We start from the raw sequence: 22799 nt of genomic DNA on the forward strand, positions 1-22799 counted from the left end.
GCGAGCGCCGCGTGACGGTCTCGCGACGGCGGTTAGGCTGACCGGCATGACCCAGTCGGCCACCCCCGCATACCGCCGCCTGAGCGTCGAGGAGCGACGGACCCAGCTCCTCGCCGCCGCGCTCTCGCTCTTCGCGCACCACGCGCCCGAGGACGTGTCCCTCGATGACGTGGCGGAGGCGGCCGGAGTCTCGCGTCCCCTGGTGTACCGCTACTTCCCGGGCGGCAAGCAGCAGCTCTACGAGGCCGCGCTCGGGTCGGCCGCCGAGCAGCTGAACCAGTGCTTCGACGAGCCCAACGAGACGGCCCCGCTGTCCCGCCTCTCCCGCGTCCTGGACCGCTACCTGGAATTCGTCGACCAGCACGACACCGGTTTCGCCGCGCTGCTCCAGGGCGGCAGCGTGGTGGAGACCAAGCGCACCACCTCCATCGTGGACGGAGTGCGCCGGTCCGCCGCCGAGCACATCTACCAGCACATGGAGGTCAGCGAGCCCGGCGCGCCGCTGCGCATGACCGTGCGGATGTGGATCGCGGCCGTGGAGGCGGCCTCGCTGATCTGGCTGGACAACGACAAGCAGCCGCCGCCCGCGGAGCTGCGCGACTGGCTGGTGGAGCAGTTCGTGGCCGTGCTCAAGGTCACCGCGGGCCGCGACCCGCAGACGGCGGCGCTCGTCGCCGCGCTCGCCGAGGCCGGCCCGGTACCGAGCGCGTGAAGAGCCAGGACACCCCCTTCGAGGGCGGCCCCATGGACGGCAGGGTGCTGCCCGTCCTGCTCGGCCCCACCGGGCACCCCCCGAAGACGTACCGCATCCCCGTCCCGGACCCGGACGGCGGCCCGCCCACGGTGCTGGTCTACCGGCGCGCACCGCGCGGGCACAGCAGACGGCTCGGGCTGGTCCAGGGCTGGAAGTACCGGTACGACCCGGACGACACCACCGGCGGACGGCTCAGGTGGCCCTGGTCCAAGCCGGCCGCTCCCCCGCCCGATGCCCCGCGATCCGGCAAGCCGGGTGACACGAACGAGTGAAAGCGGTGCGCCGAACCGCGCAGCCTTCCCGCATATTGTGTGCCGACACGTCTGATTATCACCGTGCGACGGACGGCGGAGAGCCCGCCCTCCGCGCCCCGGAGGTGATGACGTGTCAGCAGTGCTCCGGCGTCTGGCCGGTACGGCCGCGGTCGCGGCCCAGGCCGTCCTCGCGCCCGTACCCGCCGCAGCCGTGCCGGATCCACGGCCGTCCGTGTCCGCACCGGACGCACAGCCGCCCGCGGCCCCGGCCGACCAACCACCGTCGGTGGCTCGGCTGCTGACGGATCTTCAGCGGCTGTACCGGCAGACCGAGCGGGCCACCGAGACCTACAACGCCACCACGGAGAAACTGGAGCGGCAGCGCGCCGAGGTGGCCCGGCTGGACGACGAACTCGCCCGCGCCCGGCTCGCCCTGCGGTCCCAGCGGCTGGACGCCGGCCGGCTGGCCCGGCAGCAGTACCAGAGCGGCGGCGGCCTCGGCCCCTACGTCCGCCTCCTCCTCGCCCCCGATCCGCAGGCCGCGCTGGACGAGGGGCACGTCATCGGCGAGCTGGCGCGCGAACGGGCCCGTGCGGTGACCCGGCTGGCCGACGCGGAGCGCCGCCAGGACGCCCTGGCCCGCGCGGCCCGCAAGGCCCTGGACACCCAACTCGGCCTGGCCGCCCGGCAGAAACGGCAGCGGGACGACGTCCGGAGGCGACTGGCCGGCGTGGAGCGCATGCTGGCCGGCCTCACCCCGGACCAGCTCGCGGCCGTGGCCCGGCTGGAGGAACAGGGGGTCGCGAAGGCCCAGCGCGAACTCACCACCGCGGGCGCCCTGCCCGCCGACCGCCCGGCGGCACCGCCCGCCGCCGGCCCCGCCGCACCGGCCGCCGACCGCGCGGTCCGCTACGCCCTGGACCAGGTCGGCAAGCCGTACGCGTGGGGCGCGGCGGGCCCGGACGCCTACGACTGCTCCGGGCTGACCTCGCGGGCCTGGGCCCAGGCGGGCGTCCCGGTCCCGCGCACCAGCCAGGAGCAGTGGGACCGGCTCGGCAAGGTGCCGCTGCCCCGGCTGCGCCCGGGGGACCTGGTGGTGTACTTCCCCGAGGCGACGCACGTGGCGATGTACGTGGGGGACGGAAAGGTCGTCCAGGCGCCGCGACCGGGCGGGCGGGTCACGGTCTCGCCGATCGCCGCCCATCCGATCCTGGGCGCCGTACGCCCCGGTACGGGCCTCAGGCCCCGGTGAGCGAGCCCAGGTAGGCGGCCGCCTTGTCGGGGTCGAAGAAGAAGTCGTCGAAGTCGGCCGGGTCGTTGAACCCGTTGGCGAAACGGTCCGCCACGGGCTGGAGCGACCCGGCCGCGCCGATGAGGTTCAGCACGTGCTCCGGCGGCGGCGCCAGCATGGCGTTGGTCCACTTGGTGACGTGCTGCGCGGTGGCCCAGTAGCGGTCGAAGGTGGCCCGCATCCACTCCTCGTCGAACGGCTTGTCGCCGTGCTCCAGGATCGAGGCCAGGTACGCCGCCGCGCACTTGGACGCCGAGTTGGAGCCCTGCCCGGTGACCGGGTCGTTGGCCACGACCACGTCGGCCACGCCCAGGACCAGACCGCCCGAGGGCAGCCGGCCGACGGGGTTGCGCACGGTCGGGGCGTAGCGCCCGGCCAGCGTGCCGCCCGCGTCGGTCAGTTCGACCTTGGTGGCCCGCGCGTACTCCCAGGGCGTGAACCGCTCCATGAGTTCCAGGGTCAGGGAGAGGTGCTCCGCCGGGTCCTTGACGCCCCGGAAGACGTCGAGCGGGCCGCCGGGTATGCCCTCCCAGAACAGGATGTCGGCGCGGCCGGAGGTGGTCAGGGTCGGCATGACGAACAGCTCGCCGACCCCGGGGACCAGGTTGCAGCGGACCGCGTCGAACTCCGGGTGCTCCGGGCGCGGGCCGAGCCCGTGCACGTACGCCACCGCCAGCGCCCGCTGCGGCTCGGCGTACGGGGAGCGCTCGGGGTCGCGGGCGAACATCGACACCAGCTCGCCCTTGCCGGCCGCGACCAGGACGAGGTCGTAGGTGCGGGAGAAGTAGTCCAGGTCGCCGACGGCGGCGCCGTGGATGACCAGCTGGCCGCCGCGCTGCGCGAAGGTCTCCATCCAGCCGGCCATCTTCACCCGCTGGTCGACCGACTGCGCGTACCCGTCCAGCTTGCCCACCCAGTCGATGGCCCGCTGGGTGGGGCCCGGGTCGTGCGAGCCGGGCGCGGCGACCGAGACGCCGAGTCCCTCGATCTTCGGAGCCTGGGACTCCCAGAAGTTCAGCTGCAGGTCCCGCTCGTGCTGGAGTGCCGTGTGGAACATGCACTGCGTCGACATGACCCGGCCGGAGCGGATCTCGTCCGCGGTCCGGTTCGACATCAGGGTGACCTCGTAGCCGTGCGACTGCAGGCCGAGGGCGAGCTGGAGGCCGGACTGGCCGGCTCCGACGACGAGTATCTTCCGCATGCGGGTGGGGACTCCTATCAGGACTACTCGGGGGTTTCGTCCAGCGCGTGGCCGACGAGGGCCAGAAGGGTCTCGATGACCGAGAACCGCCGCCGCGCGTCCATGATCATGACAGGGATGTGCGCGGGTATGGTCAGCGCCTCCCGCACGTCCTCCGGCTCGAACCGCTCGCTGCCGTCGAAGTGGTTGACGGCCACGACGTAGGGCAGTCCGCAGCTCTCGAAGTAGTCCAGCGCGGGGAAGCAGTCCTTCAGGCGGCGGGTGTCGGCCATGACGACGGCGCCGATCGCGCCGCGCACCAGGTCGTCCCACATGAACCAGAACCGCTGCTGGCCCGGCGTGCCGAACAGGTAGAGCACCAGGTCGTCGTCGAGCGTGATGCGGCCGAAGTCCATGGCCACGGTGGTGGTGAGCTTGCCCGGGGTGGCGGACAGGTCGTCGGTGTCCTCGCTGGCCTCGGTCATCAGCGCCTCGGTCTGCAGGGGCGTGATCTCCGAGACGGAGGTGACCAACGTGGTCTTGCCGACGCCGAAGCCGCCCGCCACCACGATCTTCGTCGCGATGGGAGCCCGCGTCCGGTCGGTCTGCCAGGACCTCAGGTCCTCGTCCGGCTCGCCGTAGGAGGCGGCGAGGGGAGCGCCCCCGAAGGCGGCGGTGGCGTCAGAGACGGCGGAGTCCACTCAGCACCCTTTCCAGCAGCGCGCGGTCCGGTCGGCCGGTGCCGTGACCGGTTCCGGTGCCGTACACACGGATCTTTCCCTGGTCCGCGAGGTCGCTCAGGAGGACGCGGACCACACCGAGCGGCATCTTCAGCAGCGCGGCGATCTCGGCCACCGTGCGCATACGGCGGCACAACTCGACGATGGCCAGCATCTCCGGCATGCCCCGGCCTGCCTGCGAGCCGTTCGTCAGTTCCTTGCGCTCCTCGGGGGCCTCCAGCGCGGCCACGAACGTCTCCACGAGGAGGACGTGGCCGAAGCGGGTACGGCCGCCGGTGAGCGAGTAGGGGCGCACGCGGGCGGGTTTGCGGTCGCCGCCGCGTACCGGGAGCCGCTGCTTGCCGGGCTTGTTCGCGGGGCCGCTCACCGGGTGCTCCCCGCCGACTCGGCCTCCATGGTCTTGCGCAGCTCGCTGCGGAGTTCGGGCGTCAGGACGTGCCCGGCGCGGCCCACGAACAGCGCCATGTGGTACGCCACCACGCTCATGTCGCACTCGGCGGAACCGTGCACGCCGAGCAGCGAGCCGTCGCTGATCGACATCACGAACAGGCTGCCCTCGTCCATCGCGACCATGGTGTGCTTGACCCCGCCGTGCTCCAGCAGCCGGGCGGCGCCCACGGTGAGGCTGCCGATGCCGGAGACGATGGTGGCGAGGTCGGCGGCGGACCCGCGCGGGCCCTTCGCCGGGCGGGCCGCACGGGACTGCTCCGTGTGGGCCGGGTCGGACGACAGCAGCAGCAGTCCGTCCGAGGAGACCACGGCGACGGACTGGATGCCGGGTACTTCCTCGACCAGGTTGGTCAGCAGCCAGTGCAGGTTACGGGCTTCACTGCTCAGTCCGTAGGTAGTGGGCGCGGTCAACTGCTTGCCTCCTCGGCTGTGCCCCCCGTGGCTTCTTCGGCGTGTGCGTAGCCGGCCGGCCGTCGGTGGCCTGCCGTCTTCTCGGCGATCTCCGTCTCCGCGTCGCGGTAGCCGGCCTCGGCGCCGCTGCGGAAGCCGCCGAGCCTGCGGCGCAGGGCGTCGGCGTCGACGCGGGTGTTGCGCTGGCGGGGCGGGGCGGCGGGGGCGGTGATCTTGGGCGTGCGCTTGGGGAGACCCTTGCTGGTGAGCGGCTCCGCCGTCTCGGCCGGTGGCTCCGCCTCGGCTTCGCCGTCGGCTTCCGGGGCCGTGGGCGGGGTCGCCGGGAGGCCGGTCCGTGCCGTCGGCCGCTCCGGCGCTCCCGGCTCGGCCGATGCTCCCGGCTCCTCCGATGCCCCCGGCTCGTCCGGTTCCGCCGGATCCTCCTGCGGTGTCGGCAGGAGGAGTTCCATCGTGGTCTCGGCGGGGGTCTCCGTCGGCTTGGGGCGGGTCTCCGTGGGGTCGGCGGGCGGGGTGGCCTGCTCGTGGGTGGCCTGCTCGTGGGTGGCCTGCTCGTGGGTGTCCTGTACGGCCCGTTCGGCGAGGGCCACCAGCGGGTCCTTGGTGCGGGCGCGCAGGACGTTGGAGTTGGCCTCCGCGTCGGCGCCCGGCAGGGTGTACGTGCCCGTGGTGCTGCCGGACGCGGTCGCCGGCGCGAGGGGCGTCGGCGGGGCCTCGGCGAGGAGCTGGGCCGGCAGGACCACGACCGCCGCGGTGCCGCCCTGCTTCTGGTCGCGCAGCTGGACCCGCACACCGTGCCGGTGGGCGAGGCGCGCGACGACGTAGAGACCGAGGCCGAGGCCGTCGGTGTCGGCGTCGTTCTGGTCGTAGAGGGACTGCGGGTCGAAGTCGGTGAGGCGGGCGTTGAGGCGGGTCAGGCGCTCCTTGGCCACGCCGATGCCCTCGTCCTGGACGGAGAGCATGACCTCGCCCGACTCCAGGAGCCAGCCGGAGACCTCCACCGGCTGCTCCGGCGGGGAGAACGATGTGGCGTTCTCCATCAGTTCGGCCAGCAGGTGGGACAGGTCGTCGGCGGCGAACCCGGCCACGTGCGCGTGCGGCGGCAGGGAGGCGATGCGGACGCGTTCGTAGCGCTCGATCTCGCTGACCGCCGCCCGGACCACGTCCACCAGCGGGACCGGGCCGGGGTGCTGCTGGACGTGCTCGGTGCCGGCGAGGACCAGCAGGTTCTCGCTGTGCCGGCGCATGACCGTGGCGAAGTGGTCCAGCTTGAAGAGGGTCGCGAGGCGCTCGGGGTCCTGCTCGCGGTCCTCCAGGCCCTCGATGACCGCCAGCTGGCGTTCGACCAGGCCCAGGGTGCGCAGCGCCAGGTTGACGAAGGTGGAGCCGATGCTGGTGCGCAGCCGCTCCAGCTGGGTGGCGGAGTCGGCGAGTTCGGCGCGCAGTTCCTCGCGGGCGTCGGCCATCTTCTGGCGCTGGCCCACCAGGTGCTTGCGGTCGGTCTCCAGGGTGGCCACCCGCTCGTGCAGGGCGGCGGCGTGCGCGTGCAGGGCGTTGACCGAGCGGACGACCTGGGCGAACTCGTCGTTGCGGCCGGTGAAGGCGATCGGGTCCTGCGCCGCCGGGTCCTCGGCCTCGGCCAGGCGGGCCGAGCCGCGGCGCAGCACCGACAGCGGGCGGGTCAGGCTGCGCGCCATGGCGGTGGCGACGCCGACCGCGACCAGCAGCAGTACGCCGAGGACGGCGACGCGGATCTCCAGGGCGGTGACGTCGTCGTCCCGGAGTTTCTCCAGGTCCTTGGTGCGGCGATCGTAGAGCGCGGACTCGGCGCCGCGCATCAGGTCGACGCGGGCGGACAGGGCCGCGTCCAGCTTCTTGGTGCTGGTGGTCAGCTCGCTGTCGGCCAGGGTCGGCTGGTCGGTGAGCGTGGCCAGGAACTTCTCGGCCGAGTTGACCTCGGCGCCGGTGACCGTGGAGTCGTAGGAGTCGACGGCCGTCTCGGGGGCGGTGGCACGGAAGCCGGCGAGGGCCGCGTCGGCGCGCAGCCGGGCCTGCTGGGCGGCGGTGGTGAGCGCGTCGCGCTGCCGGCGGTCGGCGTCGTCGCCGCCGGAGGTGGTGGGCAGGCCGGTGACGGGGTCGATGACCGTCCGGGTGGGGGCGGGGATGTTCAGCGCGGCCAGCAGCAGGCCGCGGGCGGCGGCGGACTGCTGTACGGCGTCGTCCAGCTCGGCGAGGGCGTGGGTGCCGGAGCCGGCCCGCGGGGGCAGCCGCTCGGCCAGCTGTTCGGCGAGCCGGTGCAGTTCGGTGATGGCCGCCGAGTAGGCCTGGTGGGTCCGCAGGGCGTCGGTCTTGCCGGTGAGGGCGGCCCGGCGGAACGTGTCGATCCCGGCGAGGGCGGTGCGCAGGCGGGCCGGGGTGTCGGTGTCCGCGCGCAACTCCGCTACCTGGCGGTCCACGCGGGCGCTGCGGTCCTCGGAGGGCGCCTTGGAGCGGGGGCGGCCGGCCGCGACATAAGGGGTGACCTCGTCGCGTTCGTCGGCCAGGGAGTGGGCGAGGGTGAGCGCGTCCTGGGTGCGGGCGGCGAGCGTCACCAGTTCCTGGGAGTCGCCGACGTCCTGGGAGGCGGTGAGCAGCGCGGGCACGCCGGCCCCGGCCACGGCGGCGGCCACCACCGCGACGGCGACGATGAGCCGGGTGCGCACATGGGTCGGGCGGCCGGTGCCCACGGGGGTCTGCGGGACGGTCCCCGCGGGGGCCGGCTGACTGCCTGTGCGCCGAGGCCGCTTCTTCTGCACCGGTGCTCGCATTCTCGAACTCGTCTACCCAGGGGCCCGGGTGGTACCCCGTCACTTCGGGGCCAAGTGGTGCGTACACCCGGTTCGTACGGTTCCCGACCCTCCCAGCGCCGGTGGGCAGTGGTCGCGCATCACCTGACCCGCCACCCGAAGGAGTGAACATCGGAGGGGAGTTGGCGGGCAAGTTCCTCCGGCGCGTGCCCGGCTCGGACGCGGCGGGCCGGTTGGACGCGCGCGGCAGGCTTTGGCAATATTCGCCACCACGTCTTCCCGGAGCGCCTCATTCCGTCCCAAACCAGGCGCTGACCTGCGAGGTCGCGGGAATTCCCGGAGGCGGCCCGGTCCGTGGCGCACCGTGTGAAGGGGTCGTGCAGACTGACCGGGTGCGTACTGATCTCGCCTCGGAACCCGGCGACGCGGCCCGCCCCAACGAGGACTTCGCCGGTGTCGGGCTACCCGCCTGCGGACAGGGAGGTTGCGCGATCGTCCTGGACGGGGTGACGCCGCCGAGCGGCGGGACGGGCTGTCTGCACTCCGTGCCCTGGTTCACCGCGCGGCTGGGCGGCGCGCTGACCGAACTGACCGTTTCCAGCCGAGATCTGACGCTGCCGGAGATTCTCGCGCGGGCCATCCGGCGCACGGCCGAGGCGCACGCGGGCACCTGTGACCTTTCTCACCCGCGAACGCCCCAGGCAACCGTCGCCGTGGCCCGCTGGTCCGCCGCCGAGGTCGAGTACCTGGTGCTGTCGGACGCGGCACTCCTGCTGCGGGGGCCCGACGGGACCGTGACCCCGGTGCTGGACGACCGGCTCGCCCGGCTCCCCCGCTCCGCGCTGGTCTCGGCCGCCCTGGTCGACGCCCGCCTGCGCAACAAGGAGGGCGGGTTCTTCACGGCCGCCGCCGACCCCGCCGTGGCCGCCCGCGCGGTCACCGGTGTGCTGCCCCGGCGCGAGGTGCGGGAGCTGGCCGCGCTGACGGACGGCGCGACCCGCTGGACGGAGATGTTCCGCGAGGGGGACTGGACGGCCCTGTTCGACGTGGTCGCCAAGGAGGGCGCCCGGTCGCTGGTCGAGCGGGTACGGGAGCTGGAGGCGGCGGACCGGGAGCGGCGGGCCTTCCTGGGGCGGGGCAAGACGCACGACGACGCGACGGTGGTGTACGCGCGGCTGTGAGCCTCCGGTGTACGAGCGGTGGCGAGCCGCGGTGTAGGCGGGTGTGGGCCGCTATTTGGCCATGACGTCGTTCAGCTCGTGCAGCAGCCTGGCCAGCTCCGCGACCTCGCGGCGGTCCCAGTGGGCCAGCTCGCGGACGTAGCGGGCGCGGCGGGCCTCGCGGACCGTGCCGACGCGGCGGCTGCCCTCGTCGGTGAGGGTGACCAGCCAGGCGCGGCCGTCGGCCGGGTCGGGTTCGCGGGCGATCAGGCCCAGTTCCTCCAGGGCGCGCAGCTGCCGGGACATGGTGGCCTTGCCGACCCCGATGTAGGCGGCCAGTTCGGTGGCCCGCTGGCCGCCCTGTTCGTCCAGCCGGATCAGCAGGCCGTAGGCCGAGGACTCCAGATCGGGGTGGACCTCCCGGGCCATCTCGGCCTGGTTGGCCCGGGCGCGCCGCAGCAGCACGGTCAACTCGCGTTCCAGCGACAGGAATTCCTGGTCTGCACCACTGGGCGTCACCCGGCAGGCGACGCCCGGTCCGCCGCTGTTTCTGTCCTCGTGCACGTCAGCACCCCTGATCGGTTTCGCAGTCCTGAAAGTTTCTGTCACACGTCGTCATTGCCGCAGCTCCGTCAGTATTTCGCAGGCATAGACCAACGGCGTCGTCCGGACCCTCTTCCACACCGTCATCTACGTGCGTAGCTTCTTTACCACGCCATTAATGGCATGCCCACGCCCAGTGGGCCGGCGGTCACCCCCCACGATCCCCACATCGCTCCCCCACTCCCCATCCCGGAGGCACGCCATGACCGTGCTCAGACCCGGTCCCACCCGTCGTACCCGTCCGCTCCGCCCGCGCCCCCTCGCCGTCCTGGTCACGGCCCTGCTCGCGGCGCTCTCCCTCGCCCTCCCCCTCACCTCCGCCCGGGCCGCGGATGTGCCCGCCCGCGGCTCCGCCCACATGGGCATGGGCGTCCTCGCCCACGACGGACAGCACGGCACCCCCAGCACCGGCGACGCCACCCTGACCGAGGGCGTGGACGTCTCCAGCCACCAGGGCAACGTCGCCTGGTCCACGCTGTGGAACAGCGGCGTCCGCTGGGCGTACACGAAGGCGACGGAAGGCACGTACTACACGAACCCCTACTTCGCCCAGCAGTACAACGGCTCGTACAACGTGGGCATGATCCGCGGCTCCTACCACTTCGCCACCCCGGACACCACCAGCGGCGCCGCCCAGGCCAACTACTTCGTCGACCACGGCGGCGGCTGGTCGCGGGACGGCAAGACCCTGCCCGGCGCCCTCGACATCGAGTGGAACCCCTACGGCGCCGCCTGCTACGGCAAGACCGCGAGCCAGATGGTCAGCTGGATCGCCGACTTCCTCAACACCTACAAGGCGCGCACCGGGCGGTACGCCGTGATCTACACCGCCACCACCTGGTGGACCCAGTGCACCGGCAACTACGGCGGCTTCGCGGTGAACAACCCGCTGTGGATCGCCCGCTACGCCGCGGACCCGGGGACACTGCCGGCCGGGTGGTCGTTCTACACGATGTGGCAGTACACCTCCTCCGGCCCGACGGTCGGGGACCACAACAAGTTCAACGGCGCCCTGGACCGGGTCCAGGCCCTGGCCAACGGCTGACGGCGGCGGCCGGCCGCGGGCCGTGCCGTGAGCGGGGACGGCTCCGGCCCGCGGGTGCCGGGGCGCGGGCCGTTCTGCCCGGCCCGCGCCCTGCGTTGGTGCTCCGCGCCGCCCGGGATCATGCTGGTCAGGAGAGCCTGCCGAGCAAGGGCGAGATGAGCGGCGATGGAGCGACCAGCGACGTACACGGCCACGGCCACCATCGATGAGCGGGGCATCCTGACCGGCTGGAGCGACGGCGCGCGGCGGCTGCTCGGCTACGACTCCCCGGCGGTGGTCGGCCGGCCCGCCGCCGCGCTGCTCGCCACCGACGCCGCCGGCGCCCGCCGCACCCTGGCCGGGCGCGGCCGCTGGCACGGCACCGTCCCGCTGCGCCACCAGGACGGCCGGCGCCTGGAGCTGGACGTCCTCGCCCACCGCCGCACCTCCCCGGCCGGGCGCACCGACTGGCTCGTGGTGAGCGCGGTGTCGGCCCGGCCGCAGCCGCCCCGCGGCGATCCCCTGGAGGAGTGGACCTTTCTCCAGTCGCCCTTTCCGCTGGCCGTCTTCGGCCCGGACCTGCGCCTGCTGCGGGCCAACCGCCGGCTGGAGCACGTCCTCGCGCTGCCCGAGGCCGCCATGCGCGGGCTGCGCCTGACCCACATCGTGCCCGGCGCCGCGAGCGAGGAGGCCGAGCGGTCCATGCGGGCGGCGCTGGAGTCCGGCAGGCCGCAGGAGGCGCACGGCCGGCTCGGCCCGGACTTCGGCCGGACCGCCGTCCTCACCCCGCTGAAGGACGCCGACGGCCGGGTACGGGCCGTCTGCCTGTCCGTGTCGCGGCCGGCCCCGGACGCCCCCGGCGGCCCGCCCCCGGCGGACGAGACCGGCCCGCGCGGCGCGACGGCGGCGGGCCAGATCCTCGCCGCCCAGGAACTCGGCAAGGTCACGGTCCCCCGGCTGGCCGACGTCATGGCGGTCGACCTGCTGGACCGTCCGCGCTCCGGCGCCGGCGGGACCGGCGGCCCGCAGCCGGGGCAGGTCGTGCTGCGCCGGGCCGCCCTGCGCGCGGTCCCGGACGGCGCGGGGACCGCCCGGGGCACCTGCGTCGGCGAGGCGGTGGTCTGCCCGGCCGGCTCGCCGCCCGCCCGCTGCCTGGCGACGGCCCGCCCGCTGCTGTACGACACGGCGGAACCGGGCATCGCCGAGTGGGCGGCGCTGGACCCGTGCGCCGGGTGGCTGCGCGCCTCCGGCGTCCGGTCCCTGCTGGCGGTGCCGCTGGTCGGCGCGGGCGGCACGCTCGGCGTGGCCCTGTTCGGCCGCACCCCGCGACGGGAGCGGTTCGGGCCGGAGGACGTACGGCTCGCCGAGGAGTTCACCGCCAAGGCCGCCGCCTGCGTCGAGCAGGCCCGCGCCGAGGCCCCGGCACCCGGCACCGAGCCCCTGCGGCACGGCCTGCTGCCCCACCCGCTGCCCGACCAGGCCGCCCTGGAGATCACCACCCGCTGTCTGCCGGCCGCGAGCGGGACCGGTCCGGGCGGCGACTGGTTCGACGTGATCCCGCTGTCCGGGGCGCGGGTGGCGCTCGTCGCGGGCGACGCGGCGGGCCGCGGCATCCGCGCCTCGGCCACCGTGGGCCGGCTGCGCACGGCGGTGCGCACCCTGGCCGACGTGGACCTGCCCGCCGACGAGCTGCTCGCCCACCTGGACGACCTGGTGCTGCGGCTGGCCGCCGACGAGAGCAGCGCGGACCCGGCCGCCGAGACCGCCGGCGGCATCGGCACCACCTGCCTGTACGCCGTCTACGACCCCGTGTCGCGCCGGTGCGCGGCGGCCCGGGCCGGGCATCCGCCGCCCGCCGTGGTCACCCCCGACGGCGCCGTCCGCGTCCTCGACGTGCCCGCCGGGCCGCCGCTGGGAATGGGCGGACCGCCGTTCGAGGCGGTCGAGACGGAGCTGCCCGAGGGCAGCCTGCTGGCGCTGTGCGCGAACGGCCCGCCCGAGCCCCACGGCCGGGCCGTCGGCCGGGCCCTGGACGGGGTGTACGGCGGGCCGGAGGGTCCGGCGCCGTCGCTGGACTCGGTGTGCGACCGGGTCCTCACCGAGCTGGCCGGCCACGGCCCGGACGACCACGTCTCCCTGCTGCTGGCCCGCACCCGGGCCCTGCCCGAGGACCGGGTGGCCTGCTGGGAGCTGGACCACGAGCCGACCGTCGTCTCCCTGGCCCGGCGGTACGTGGAGGAGCAGCTGTCCGCCTGGGGGCTCCAGGAGGCGGCGTTCACCACCGAGCTGATCGTCAGCGAACTGGTCACCAACGCCATCCGCTACGGCCGCCCGCCCGTCCGGCTCCGGCTGCTGCGCCCGGGCGCCGCCCTGATCTGCGAGGTGTACGACGCCAGCGGCAGCACTCCGCACATGCGCCGGGCCCGGATCTTCGACGAGGGCGGCCGGGGCCTGCTGCTGGTCGCGCAGCTCGCCGAGCGCTGGGGCACCCGGCACGAGCGGACCGGCAAGACGGTGTGGGCGGAGCAGACCCCGGCCGCGCTCTGAGCGGGCGACGGGGTGCGGCGGAGACCCGGGCCGCCTGCGCGGAACCCGGGCCCCGCCCTTCCCGCGGCGTCCGTCACGCCGCCACGGGAACCGCCGGCTCCACACCGTCCTCGGCCGGCGCGAGCGCCAGCTCCAGGACCTGGCGGACATCGGTGACGGTGTGGACGTCGAGCTTGTCCAGCACCTCGGCCGGCACGTCGTCCAGGTCGGGCTCGTTGCGCTTGGGGATGATCACGGTGGTCACCCCGGCGCGGTGGGCGGCGAGCAGCTTCTGCTTCACGCCGCCGATGGGCAGGACCCGGCCGGTCAGCGAGACCTCGCCGGTCATCGCCACGTCCGTGCGGACCAGCCGGCCCGACAGCAGCGAGGCGAGGGCCGTGGTCATCGTGATGCCCGCGCTGGGGCCGTCCTTGGGCACCGCGCCCGCCGGGAAGTGGATGTGCACGCCCCGGTCCCTCAGGTCGGCCACCGGCAGCTCCAGTTCGGCGCCGTGGCTGCGCAGGAAGCTCAGCGCGATCTGCGCCGACTCCTTCATCACGTCACCCAGCTGGCCGGTCAGGGTCAGGCCCGCCGCGCCCGTCTCCGGGTCGGCCAGGGACGCCTCCACGTAGAGCACGTCGCCGCCGGCGCCGGTGACCGCGAGACCGGTGGCCACGCCGGGCACCGCCGTACGGCGCTCGGCCGGGTCCTGGGCGGACTCGGGCACGTGGTGCGGCCGGCCGATCAGGTCGCGCAGGTCGCCGTCGGTGACGGTGAACGGCAGCTCCCGCTCGCCCAGTTCGTGCCGGGCGGCGACCTTGCGGAGCAGGCGCGCGATCGAGCGTTCCAGGGTGCGCACGCCCGCCTCGCGCGTGTACTCGCCGGCCAGCTTGCGCAGGGCGCTCTCCTCCAGGGTGACCTCGTCCCGGTCCAGGCCGGCCCGCTCCAGCTGGCGCGGGAGCAGGTGGTCGCGGGCGATGACGACCTTCTCGTCCTCGGTGTAGCCGTCCAGGCGGACGATCTCCATGCGGTCGGCGAGCGCCTCCGGGATGGCCTCCAGCACGTTGGCGGTGGCGAGGAAGACCACGTCGGAGAGGTCCAGCTCGACCTCCAGGTAGTGGTCGCGGAAGGTGTGGTTCTGCGCCGGGTCGAGGACTTCGAGCAGGGCGGCGGCCGGGTCGCCCCGGAAGTCGGAGCCCACCTTGTCGATCTCGTCCAGCAGGATCACCGGGTTCATCGACCCGGCCTCCTTGACGGCGCGCACGATCCGGCCGGGCAGCGCGCCGACGTAGGTGCGGCGGTGGCCGCGGATCTCGGCCTCGTCGCGGACGCCGCCGAGGGCGACCCGGACGAACTTGCGGCCCATGGCGTGCGCGACGGACTCGCCGAGGCTGGTCTTGCCGACGCCGGGCGGGCCGACGAGGGCCAGCACCGCGCCGCCGCGCCGCCCGCCGACGACGCCCAGGCCGCGGTCGGCGCGCCGCTTGCGCACGGCCAGGTACTCGGTGATGCGCTCCTTGACGTCCTCCAGGCCCGCGTGCTCGGCGTCGAGCACGGCCCTGGCGCCCCGGATGTCGTACGCGGAAGCGCTGTCATCGGTCCGCTCGTTCCACGGCATCTCCAGGACGGTGTCCAGCCAGGTGCGGATCCAGGAGCCCTCGGGCGACTGGTCGGAGGCGCGCTCCAGCTTGTCGACCTCCTTCAGGGCGGCCTCGCGGACCTTCTCCGGCAGGTCGGCGGCCTCCACGCGGGCGCGGTAGTCGTCGGACTCCTCGGCCGCGTCCTTGGAGTTCTCGCCGTTCAGCTCGCGCAGTTCCTTGCGCACGGCCTCCAGCTGACGGCGCAGCAGGAACTCGCGCTGCTGCTTGTCGACGCCTTCCTGGACGTCCTTGGCGATGGTCTCGGCCACCTCCTGCTCGGCGAGGTGGTCGCGCAGCTGCTGGGCGGCGAGGCGGAGTCGGGCCACCGGGTCGGCGGTCTCCAGCAGTTCGAGCTTCTGCTCGGTGGACAGGAAGGGCGAGTAGCCGGAGTTGTCGGCCAGCGCGGAGACGTCGTCGATGGCCTGGACGCGGTCCACGACCTGCCAGGCGCCGCGCTTGCGCAGCCAGCTGGTGGCGAGCGCCTTGTACTCCTTGACCAGTTCGGCGACCTGGCCCGGCAGCGGCTCCGGCACGCCCTCCTCGACGCCGGCGCCCTCGACCCAGAGCGCGGCGCCCGGCCCGGTGGTGCCGGCGCCGATGCGGACCCGGCTCCGGCCGCGGATCAGGGCCCCGGGGTCACCGTCGGCGAGCCGGCCCACCTGCTCCACCGTGCCGAGGACGCCGGTCCTGGCGTACGTGCCGTCGACCCGCGGCACCAGCAGCACCTTGGGCTTGCCGGGTTCGGAGCGGGCGGCGGCCTGCGCGGCCTCCACCGCGGCCCGCACCTCGGCGTCGCTCAGGTCCAGCGGAACCACCATGCCGGGCAGTACCACCTCGTCGTCGAGCGGCAGCACGGGCAGGGTCAGTGTGAACGCCGGTGACTCAGCAGCCATGATCTCCCCTTAGGCAGTCAACTTGAGCTATGCCGACTCAATGTTCTGGCGGGGCCGATTGTTCCCGGGTATTTGTTCGCTCTGAGCGATCAGTTGCTCCCGCCGGCGTACCCGGGGCCGCGGCGGCGAGGACCGGCGCACGTCGGCCTCGCACCCGCAGGCCGCCCCGCCCCCGTTCCGTACCACTCGTCCGTGGGGGTCCTGTGCAATTCCCGTGACCGACCGGCCCCGTTCGAGCAGGATGGGGGGCATGACTGCCGTGTACGACACCCCCGTGGTCCTGGATCGACGCGAAGGCCCGTACGGCGAGGTGGTGCTGCGCAGGCACGGTGCGCTCCTGCAGATCATCGCCAACGGCTGCTTCCTGATGGACACCTCCGACGGCCGCTCGGAGCGGCTGCTGGTCGACGCCGCCCGTGACGCGCTGGACGGGCGCGCGGCCCCGGCGGTGCTGATCGGCGGTCTCGGCGTGGGCTTCTCGCTCGCACACGCGGCCGCCGATCCGCGGTGGGGCCGGATCACCGTGGTGGAGCGCGAGCCCGCCGTCGTCGACTGGCACCGGGACGGCCCGCTCGCCGAGATCTCCGCCGACGCCCTCGCCGACCCCCGTACCACGATCGTCCGCGCCGACCTCGTCGCGTACGTCAATGAGACATGCGACACGTTCGACGCGCTCTGCCTCGACATCGACAACGGCCCCGGCTGGACCGTCACCGAGGACAACGACAGCCTCTACTCACCGGCCGGACTGGCGGCCTGCGCAAGGGTGTTGAGGCCCGGCGGAGTACTCGCCGTATGGTCCGCCCGACCCTCTCCGGAATTTGAAGGAACCTTGCGGAATGCCGGGTTCCAGCAGGTGCGTACCGAAGAGGTGCCGGTTGCCCGGGGCGTTCCCGACGCCGTCCACCTCGCCGTCCGACCTGGATAGCGACAGCGCGGCGAGTCCCCGTAATGTGCTGCCCTGACGCGGATCATTCAGCCGATCGGGCAAGCGTCGGACGCAGACATGGGATCACCCCACGGATTCCGGAAAGCAACACAACAGGGGCGGGCGATGGAGCAGACACACACCTCCCAGAGCGGCGCGGCGACGACCACCCCGGGCGCACAGCGCCGGGTGCTGGTCGTCGAGGACGACCCGACGATCGTCGACGCCATCGCGGCCCGGCTCCGTGCCGAGGGATTTCTGGTGCAGACGGCGGCCGACGGTCCGGCCGCCGTCGACACGGCCGAGGCATGGCAGCCCGACCTGCTGATCCTCGACATCATGCTGCCCGGCTTCGACGGGCTGGAGGTGTGTCGGCGGGTGCAGGCGCAACGGCCGGTGCCGGTGCTGATGCTGACCGCGCGGGACGACGAGACGGACATGCTGGTCGGACTCGGCGTGGGCGCCGACGACTACATGACCAAGCCGTTCTCCATGCGTGAGCTGGCGGCCCGGGTGCACGTGCTGCTGCGCCGGGTGGAGCGGGCCGCGCTGGCCGCCGCCACGCCCCGCACCGGCATCCTGCGCCTCGGCGAGCTGGAGATCGACCACGCCCAGCGCCGGGTGCGGGTGAAGTCCGAGGACGTCCACCTGACGCCGACCGAGTTCGACCTGCTGGTGTGCCTGGCGAACACCCCGCGCGCGGTGCTCTCCCGGGAGCAGCTGCTGGCCGAGGTGTGGGACTGGGCGGACGCCTCCGGCACCCGCACGGTCGACAGCCACATCAAGGCGCTGCGCCGCAAGATCGGCGCCGAGCGGATCCGGACCGTGCACGGCGTGGGCTACGCGCTGGAGACACCGGCCCCGTGAGCGGCAGCGGGCGCCAGGCCGCACGGAGGAGCCCCGGGGCCCTCGGCGAGGAACCCTGGGGCGGCATACGCCCGTTCTCGATCAAGACCAAGCTGGGCGCGCTGGTCGTCATCGCGGTGCTCATCACCACCGGCCTGTCGCTCGTCGCGGTGCACACCCGGACGGAGCTGCGCTTCATCACGGTCTTCTCGATGATCGCCACCCTGCTCATCACCCAGTTCGTGGCGCACTCGCTGACCATGCCGCTGGACGAGATGAACACGGTGGCCCGCTCCATCTCGCAGGGCGACTACACGCGCCGGGTGCGGGAGAACCGCCGCGACGAACTCGGCGACCTGGCCCAGACGATCAACGTCATGGCCGACGAGCTGGAGGCCCAGGACAACCAGCGCAAGGAGCTGGTGGCGAACGTCTCGCACGAGCTGCGCACCCCGATCGCCGGGCTGCGCGCGGTGCTGGAGAACATCGTCGACGGGGTCACCGAGGCCGACCCGGAGACCATGCGGACGGCGCTGAAGCAGACCGAGCGGCTGGGCCGCCTGGTGGAGACCCTGCTGGACCTGTCCCGGCTGGACAACGGCGTGGTGCCGCTGAAGGCGCGCCGGTTCGAGGTGTGGCCGTACCTCTCGGGCGTGCTGAAGGAGGCCAACATGGTCGCCTCCGTGCGCGCGGACATCGCCTCCGGCTCGGGCCGCCACACCCGCACCGACGTCCATCTGCACCTGGACGTCTCGCCGCCGGAGCTGACCGCGCACGCGGACCCCGAGCGCATCCACCAGGTCGTCGCCAACCTGATCGACAACGCGGTCAAGCACAGCCCGCCGCACGGCCGGGTGACCGTGAAGGCGCGGCGCGGGCCGCAGCCGGAGTCGCTGGTGCTGGAGGTCCTGGACGAGGGCCCCGGCATCCCCCGGTCCGAGTGGCACCGGGTGTTCGAGCGGTTCAACCGGGGCGCGGTCACCCGGCCGCACGGCCCGGGCAGCGACGGCGGCACCGGGCTCGGACTGGCGATCGCCCGGTGGGCGGTGGATCTGCACGGGGGCCGGATCGGGGTGGCCGAATCCGAGCGTGGCTGCCGGATCATCGTCACTCTTCCGGGACTGACTTCCCCGGCGAGTTGACGTAGGGTCCGGACCGGAAGCACAAGATCCACGACGGTCCGCGGCGGGTTCGCGCGGCAGGACGCGTGTGATCGGCGCAGGCCCGGGCACCCGCCTGACGACGGCGGCGGCGGGCCGCGCCGGTGCACCCTTTCACCTGCGGAACCACGCTTGTTTCCCGCCATATCAAGCCCCGAAACAAGATTTCCGATGTGACTTACGCGACGATGACCTTGCCCGACCTGACCTTCCCGGCCATGGAGGCGTAGCCTTTATTCCCGCTGTCCATCACCTTGTGAAGCGGAAGAGGGCGGTTGCCGCCGTGTCGCCACAGTCCCCCAGTAACTCATCGAGTCTCTCCACCGACGACCAAGCCGGGAAGAACCCCGCGGCCGCGTTCGGTGCGAACGAATGGCTCGTCGACGAGATCTATCAGCAGTACCTCCAGGACCCGAACTCCGTAGACCGCGCCTGGTGGGACTTCTTCGCCGATTACAAGCCGGGGGCTCCTGCCACCCCGGCCCCGGCGGGTGCCGCGGCCACCGGGTCCGCACAGGCCACCACGGCCCCGCAGGCACCCGCGGCCCCGGCCCCCCAGGCCGCCGCCCCGGCCCCGAAGCCCGCCGCGGCCCCCGCTCAGGCCCCGGCCCCCGCGGCTCCCGCCGCTCCCGCGGCGAAGGCCGCCCCGGCCAAGCCGGCGCAACCCGCACAGGCGCCCGCTCAGCCGAAGCCCAAGGCCGAACCGGCGAAGGAGGCCCCCGAGGGCCCCGAGCTGGTCACGCTGCGCGGCCCGTCCGCGGCCGTGGCGAAGAACATGGACGCCTCGCTGGAGATGCCGACCGCCACCTCGGTCCGCGCCGTCCCGGTGAAGCTGCTGTTCGACAACCGGATCGTCATCAACAACCACCTCAAGCGCGCCCGCGGCGGGAAGATCTCCTTCACGCACATCATCGGGTACGCGATGGTGCAGGCCATCAAGGCCATGCCGTCGATGAACTGGTCCTACGCCGTCAAGGACGGCAAGCCGACCCTGATCAAGCCGGCGCACGTCAACCTCGGCCTGGCCATCGACCTGGTCAAGCCCAACGGTGACCGCCAGCTCGTCGTGGCCGCCATCAAGAAGGCCGAGACGCTGAACTTCTTCGAGTTCTGGCAGGCCTACGAGGACATCGTCCGCCGCGCCCGCGACGGCAAGCTGACGATGGACGACTTCACCGGCGTCACGGTCTCCCTGACCAACCCCGGCGGCCTCGGCACCGTCCACTCCGTGCCGCGCCTGATGCCCGGCCAGTCCGTGATCATGGGCGTCGGCTCCATGGACTACCCGGCGGAGTTCCAGGGCACCAGCCAGGACACCCTGAACAAGCTCGGCGTCTCGAAGGTCATGACGCTCACGTCGACCTACGACCACCGGGTGATCCAGGGCGCCGCCTCCGGCGAGTTCCTGCGCCAGGTCGCCAACCTGCTGCTCGGCGAGAACGGCTTCTACGACGACATCTTCGAGGCGCTGCGCATCCCCTACGAGCCGGTCCGCTGGCTCAAGGACATCGACGCCAGCCACGACGACGACGTCACCAAGGCCGCCCGCGTCTTCGAGCTGATCCACTCCTACCGGGTCCGCGGCCACGTCATGGCCGACACCGACCCGCTGGAGTACAAGCAGCGCAAGCACCCCGACCTGGACATCGTCGAGCACGGCCTCACCCTGTGGGACCTGGAGCGCGAGTTCGCCGTCGGCGGCTTCGCCGGCAAGTCGATGATGAAGCTGCGCGACATCCTCGGCGTGCTGCGCGACTCGTACTGCCGCACCACCGGCATCGAGTTCATGCACATCCAGGACCCCAAGCAGCGCAAGTGGATCCAGGACCGGGTGGAGCGCCCGCACTCCAAGATGGAGCGCGAGGAGCAGCTGCGCATCCTGCGCCGGCTGAACGCCGCCGAGGCGTTCGAAACCTTCCTGCAGACGAAGTACGTCGGCCAGAAGCGCTTCTCCCTGGAGGGCGGCGAGTCCGTCATCCCGCTGCTGGACGCGGTGATCGACTCCGCGGCCGAGTCCCGCCTGGACGAGGTCGTCATCGGCATGGCCCACCGCGGCCGCCTCAACGTGCTGGCCAACATCGTCGGCAAGTCGTACGCGCAGATCTTCCGCGAGTTCGAGGGCAACCTCGACCCGAAGTCGATGCACGGCTCCGGCGACGTGAAGTACCACCTGGGCGCCGAGGGCACCTTCACCGGCCTGGACGGCGAGCAGATCAAGGTTTCGCTGGTCGCCAACCCCTCCCACCTGGAGGCCGTCGACCCGGTCCTGGAGGGCGTCGCCCGCGCCAAGCAGGACATCATCAACAAGGGCGGCACGGACTTCACGGTGCTGCCGGTGGCGATCCACGGCGACGCGGCCTTCGCGGGCCAGGGCGTGGTGGCCGAGACCCTGAACATGTCGCAGCTGCGCGGCTACCGCACCGGCGGCACGGTCCACATCGTCATCAACAACCAGGTCGGCTTCACCGCGGCCCCCGAGTCCTCGCGTTCCTCCATGTACGCGACGGACGTGGCCCGCATGATCGAGGCCCCGATCTTCCACGTGAACGGCGACGACCCGGAGGCCGTGGTCCGCGTCGCGCGGCTGGCCTTCGAGTTCCGCCAGGCGTTCAACAAGGACGTGGTGATCGACCTCATCTGCTACCGCCGCCGCGGTCACAACGAGTCGGACAACCCGGCCTTCACCCAGCCGCTGATGTACGACCTGATCGACAAGAAGCGCTCGGTGCGCAAGCTGTACACCGAGTCCCTGATCGGTCGCGGCGACATCACCCTGGAAGAGGCCGAGCAGGCCCTGCAGGACTACCAGGGCCAGCTGGAGAAGGTCTTCACCGAGGTCCGCGAGGCCACCTCGCAGCCGGCCACCGGGGACGTCCAGGCGCCCCAGGACGGCTTCCCGGTCGCGGTCCCGACCGCGGTCTCCACCGAGGTCGTCAAGCGGATCGCCGAGTCCCAGGTCAACATCCCGGACACCATCACCGTCCACCCGCGGCTGCTCCCGCAGCTCCAGCGCCGGGCGGCGATGGTGGAGGACGGCACGATCGACTGGGGCATGGGCGAGACCCTCGCCATCGGCTCCCTGCTGCTGGAGGGCACCCCGGTCCGGCTGGCCGGCCAGGACTCCCAGCGCGGCACCTTCGGCCAGCGCCACGCGGTGCTGATCGACCGGGAGACCGGCGAGGAGTACACCCCGCTGCAGTACCTCGCCGAGGACCAGGCGCGGCTGAACGTCTACAACTCGCTGCTGTCCGAGTACGCGGCGATGGGCTTCGAGTACGGCTACTCGCTGGCCCGCCCGGACGCGCTGGTGATGTGGGAGGCCCAGTTCGGCGACTTCGTCAACGGCGCCCAGACGGTCGTCGACGAGTTCATCTCGTCGGCGGAGCAGAAGTGGAGCCAGACCTCCGGCGTCGTCCTGCTGCTCCCGCACGGCTACGAGGGCCAGGGCCCGGACCACTCGTCCGCGCGCCCCGAGCGGTTCCTCCAGCTGTGCGCGCAGAACAACATGACGGTCGCCATGCCGACCTCGCCGTCGAACTACTTCCACCTCCTGCGGTGGCAGGTGCACAACCCGCACCACAAGCCGCTGGTCGTCTTCACCCCGAAGTCGATGCTGCGCCTGAAGGCCGCCGCGTCGAAGGCGGACGAGTTCACGAGCGGCCAGTTCCGCCCGGTCATCGGCGACAGCACGGTCGACCCGGCCGCGGTCCGCAAGGTCGTCTTCTGCGCCGGCAAGGTCTACTACGACCTGGAGGCCGAGCGGCAGAAGCGGGGCGTCACGGACACGGCGATCATCCGCATCGAGCGGCTCTACCCGCTGCCGGGTGACGAGCTCCAGGCGGAGGTCAACAAGTACCCGAACGCCGAGAAGTACCTGTGGGCGCAGGAGGAGCCGGCGAACCAGGGTGCCTGGCCGTTCATCGCGCTCAACCTGATCGACCACCTGGACCTGGCGGTCGGCGCGGACATCCCGGCCGGCGAGCGGCTGCGGCGCATCTCGCGCCCGCACTCCTCGTCCCCGGCGGTGGGTTCCGCGAAGCGGCACCAGGCCGAGCAGGAGCAGCTGGTGAGTGAGGTGTTCGAGGCGTAAGCCCGAGGCGCCCGGGGCGCAAGCCTCCCGGACAGGGCCCGGTACCGAGTTCTCGCTCGGCACCGG

At 73.0% G+C, this 22799-nt stretch carries 17 protein-coding genes; 10 read left to right on the forward strand and 7 right to left on the reverse strand.

From position 1 onward, the window contains the following. Positions 1 to 46 precede the first annotated feature (46 nt). The 3 genes from ACSURM_RS12520 to ACSURM_RS12530 all read left to right on the forward strand — a co-directional run bounded on the left by ACSURM_RS12520 (position 47) and on the right by ACSURM_RS12530 (position 2260). The gene (locus tag ACSURM_RS12520) at positions 47 to 712 is read left to right on the forward strand and encodes a TetR/AcrR family transcriptional regulator (protein WP_436955077.1); all 666 of its coding nucleotides are present in this window, start codon (positions 47 to 49) and stop codon (positions 710 to 712) included. Then, positions 709 to 1026, forward strand: coding sequence for a hypothetical protein (locus ACSURM_RS12525; RefSeq protein WP_436955078.1), 318 nt, complete (start codon positions 709 to 711; stop codon positions 1024 to 1026). Before ACSURM_RS12520 ends, ACSURM_RS12525 begins: the two co-directional genes overlap by 4 nt. A gap of 112 nt (positions 1027 to 1138) precedes the next feature. Next, a complete protein-coding gene (locus ACSURM_RS12530) occupies positions 1139 to 2260 on the forward strand; it encodes an NlpC/P60 family protein (RefSeq protein ID WP_436955079.1) in 1122 nt (373 codons plus the stop codon). Here ACSURM_RS12530 and ACSURM_RS12535 read toward each other — a convergent pair. From ACSURM_RS12535 to ACSURM_RS12555, 5 genes are read right to left on the reverse strand one after another with little or no spacing between them, the layout of a single operon-like run. Beyond that, positions 2247 to 3500, reverse strand: coding sequence for a styrene monooxygenase/indole monooxygenase family protein (locus ACSURM_RS12535; RefSeq protein WP_436955080.1), 1254 nt, complete (start codon positions 3498 to 3500; stop codon positions 2247 to 2249). The two genes, ACSURM_RS12530 and ACSURM_RS12535, sit on opposite strands and share 14 nt — an antisense overlap. Positions 3501 to 3523: 23 nt before the next feature. Then, positions 3524 to 4180 carry a GTP-binding protein gene (locus ACSURM_RS12540; RefSeq protein ID WP_189999776.1) on the reverse strand — a complete coding sequence of 219 codons (657 nt, stop codon included), beginning with the start codon at positions 4178 to 4180 and terminating at the stop codon, positions 3524 to 3526. Further along, on the reverse strand, positions 4161 to 4586 hold the full coding sequence (locus ACSURM_RS12545; protein ID WP_030789923.1) for a DUF742 domain-containing protein: 426 nt from the start codon (positions 4584 to 4586) through the stop codon (positions 4161 to 4163). The genes ACSURM_RS12540 and ACSURM_RS12545 overlap by 20 nt, the downstream gene beginning before the upstream one ends. Continuing rightward, on the reverse strand, positions 4583 to 5080 hold the full coding sequence (locus ACSURM_RS12550; RefSeq protein ID WP_436955081.1) for a roadblock/LC7 domain-containing protein: 498 nt from the start codon (positions 5078 to 5080) through the stop codon (positions 4583 to 4585). Before ACSURM_RS12550 ends, ACSURM_RS12545 begins: the two co-directional genes overlap by 4 nt. Further along, the gene (locus tag ACSURM_RS12555) at positions 5077 to 7884 is read right to left on the reverse strand and encodes a nitrate- and nitrite sensing domain-containing protein (protein ID WP_436955082.1); all 2808 of its coding nucleotides are present in this window, start codon (positions 7882 to 7884) and stop codon (positions 5077 to 5079) included. The genes ACSURM_RS12550 and ACSURM_RS12555 overlap by 4 nt, the downstream gene beginning before the upstream one ends. A 371-nt stretch (positions 7885 to 8255) precedes the next feature. Here ACSURM_RS12555 and ACSURM_RS12560 point away from each other — a divergent pair, with 371 nt between their 5' ends. After that, a complete protein-coding gene (locus tag ACSURM_RS12560; RefSeq protein ID WP_436955083.1) occupies positions 8256 to 9044 on the forward strand; it encodes a protein phosphatase 2C domain-containing protein in 789 nt (262 codons plus the stop codon). Between the two features lie 51 nt (positions 9045 to 9095). Here the strand turns inward: ACSURM_RS12560 and ACSURM_RS12565 are convergent, their stop codons facing one another. Beyond that, positions 9096 to 9587, reverse strand: coding sequence for a MarR family winged helix-turn-helix transcriptional regulator (locus ACSURM_RS12565; RefSeq protein ID WP_436955084.1), 492 nt, complete (start codon positions 9585 to 9587; stop codon positions 9096 to 9098). Positions 9588 to 9828: 241 nt separating this feature from the next. Here ACSURM_RS12565 and ACSURM_RS12570 point away from each other — a divergent pair, with 241 nt between their 5' ends. Both ACSURM_RS12570 and ACSURM_RS12575 read left to right on the forward strand, forming a co-directional pair. Continuing rightward, positions 9829 to 10671: a lysozyme gene (locus ACSURM_RS12570; RefSeq protein WP_436955085.1), complete on the forward strand. Its 843-nt coding sequence runs from the start codon at positions 9829 to 9831 to the stop codon at positions 10669 to 10671. A 165-nt stretch (positions 10672 to 10836) separates the two neighbouring features. Next, positions 10837 to 13197, forward strand: a complete 2361-nt coding sequence (locus ACSURM_RS12575; protein ID WP_436955086.1) for a SpoIIE family protein phosphatase — start codon at positions 10837 to 10839, stop codon at positions 13195 to 13197. 73 nt (positions 13198 to 13270) lie between these two features. Here ACSURM_RS12575 and lon read toward each other — a convergent pair whose 3' ends face one another. Beyond that, positions 13271 to 15709, reverse strand: coding sequence for an endopeptidase La (gene lon / locus ACSURM_RS12580; RefSeq protein WP_436955087.1), 2439 nt, complete (start codon positions 15707 to 15709; stop codon positions 13271 to 13273). Between the two features lie 250 nt (positions 15710 to 15959). On the opposite strand from lon, the gene ACSURM_RS12585 reads away from it, so the two are divergent. The 4 genes from ACSURM_RS12585 to ACSURM_RS12600 all read left to right on the forward strand — a co-directional run bounded on the left by ACSURM_RS12585 (position 15960) and on the right by ACSURM_RS12600 (position 22733). Then, the gene (locus ACSURM_RS12585; protein ID WP_436955088.1) at positions 15960 to 16637 is read left to right on the forward strand and encodes a spermidine synthase; all 678 of its coding nucleotides are present in this window, start codon (positions 15960 to 15962) and stop codon (positions 16635 to 16637) included. Positions 16638 to 16763: 126 nt separating this feature from the next. Continuing rightward, positions 16764 to 17504 carry a response regulator transcription factor gene (locus ACSURM_RS12590; RefSeq protein ID WP_030789897.1) on the forward strand — a complete coding sequence of 247 codons (741 nt, stop codon included), beginning with the start codon at positions 16764 to 16766 and terminating at the stop codon, positions 17502 to 17504. Continuing rightward, positions 17501 to 18625 carry a HAMP domain-containing sensor histidine kinase gene (locus ACSURM_RS12595; RefSeq protein WP_436955089.1) on the forward strand — a complete coding sequence of 375 codons (1125 nt, stop codon included), beginning with the start codon at positions 17501 to 17503 and terminating at the stop codon, positions 18623 to 18625. Before ACSURM_RS12590 ends, ACSURM_RS12595 begins: the two co-directional genes overlap by 4 nt. A 301-nt stretch (positions 18626 to 18926) precedes the next feature. After that, positions 18927 to 22733, forward strand: coding sequence for a multifunctional oxoglutarate decarboxylase/oxoglutarate dehydrogenase thiamine pyrophosphate-binding subunit/dihydrolipoyllysine-residue succinyltransferase subunit (locus tag ACSURM_RS12600; protein ID WP_436955090.1), 3807 nt, complete (start codon positions 18927 to 18929; stop codon positions 22731 to 22733). Positions 22734 to 22799 lie beyond the last annotated feature (66 nt).

The sequence above is a fragment of the Streptomyces sp. SudanB182_2057 genome (assembly GCF_964272715.1).
Taxonomy (GTDB): Bacteria; Actinomycetota; Actinomycetes; order Streptomycetales; family Streptomycetaceae; genus Streptomyces; species Streptomyces rubradiris.

What these genes read in the sequence shown, in the direction of transcription:
- ACSURM_RS12520 (WP_436955077.1), top strand. Translation starts at nt 47, where the DNA reads ATGACCCAGTCGGCCACCCCCGCATACCGCCGCCTGAGCGTCGAGGAG.
- ACSURM_RS12535 (WP_436955080.1), bottom strand. Translation starts at nt 3,500, where the DNA reads ATGCGGAAGATACTCGTCGTCGGAGCCGGCCAGTCCGGCCTCCAGCTC.
- ACSURM_RS12555 (WP_436955082.1), bottom strand. Translation starts at nt 7,884, where the DNA reads ATGCGAGCACCGGTGCAGAAGAAGCGGCCTCGGCGCACAGGCAGTCAG.
- ACSURM_RS12570 (WP_436955085.1), top strand. Translation starts at nt 9,829, where the DNA reads ATGACCGTGCTCAGACCCGGTCCCACCCGTCGTACCCGTCCGCTCCGC.
- ACSURM_RS12575 (WP_436955086.1), top strand. Translation starts at nt 10,837, where the DNA reads ATGGAGCGACCAGCGACGTACACGGCCACGGCCACCATCGATGAGCGG.
- lon (WP_436955087.1), bottom strand. Translation starts at nt 15,709, where the DNA reads ATGGCTGCTGAGTCACCGGCGTTCACACTGACCCTGCCCGTGCTGCCG.
- ACSURM_RS12585 (WP_436955088.1), top strand. Translation starts at nt 15,960, where the DNA reads ATGACTGCCGTGTACGACACCCCCGTGGTCCTGGATCGACGCGAAGGC.
- ACSURM_RS12590 (WP_030789897.1), top strand. Translation starts at nt 16,764, where the DNA reads ATGGAGCAGACACACACCTCCCAGAGCGGCGCGGCGACGACCACCCCG.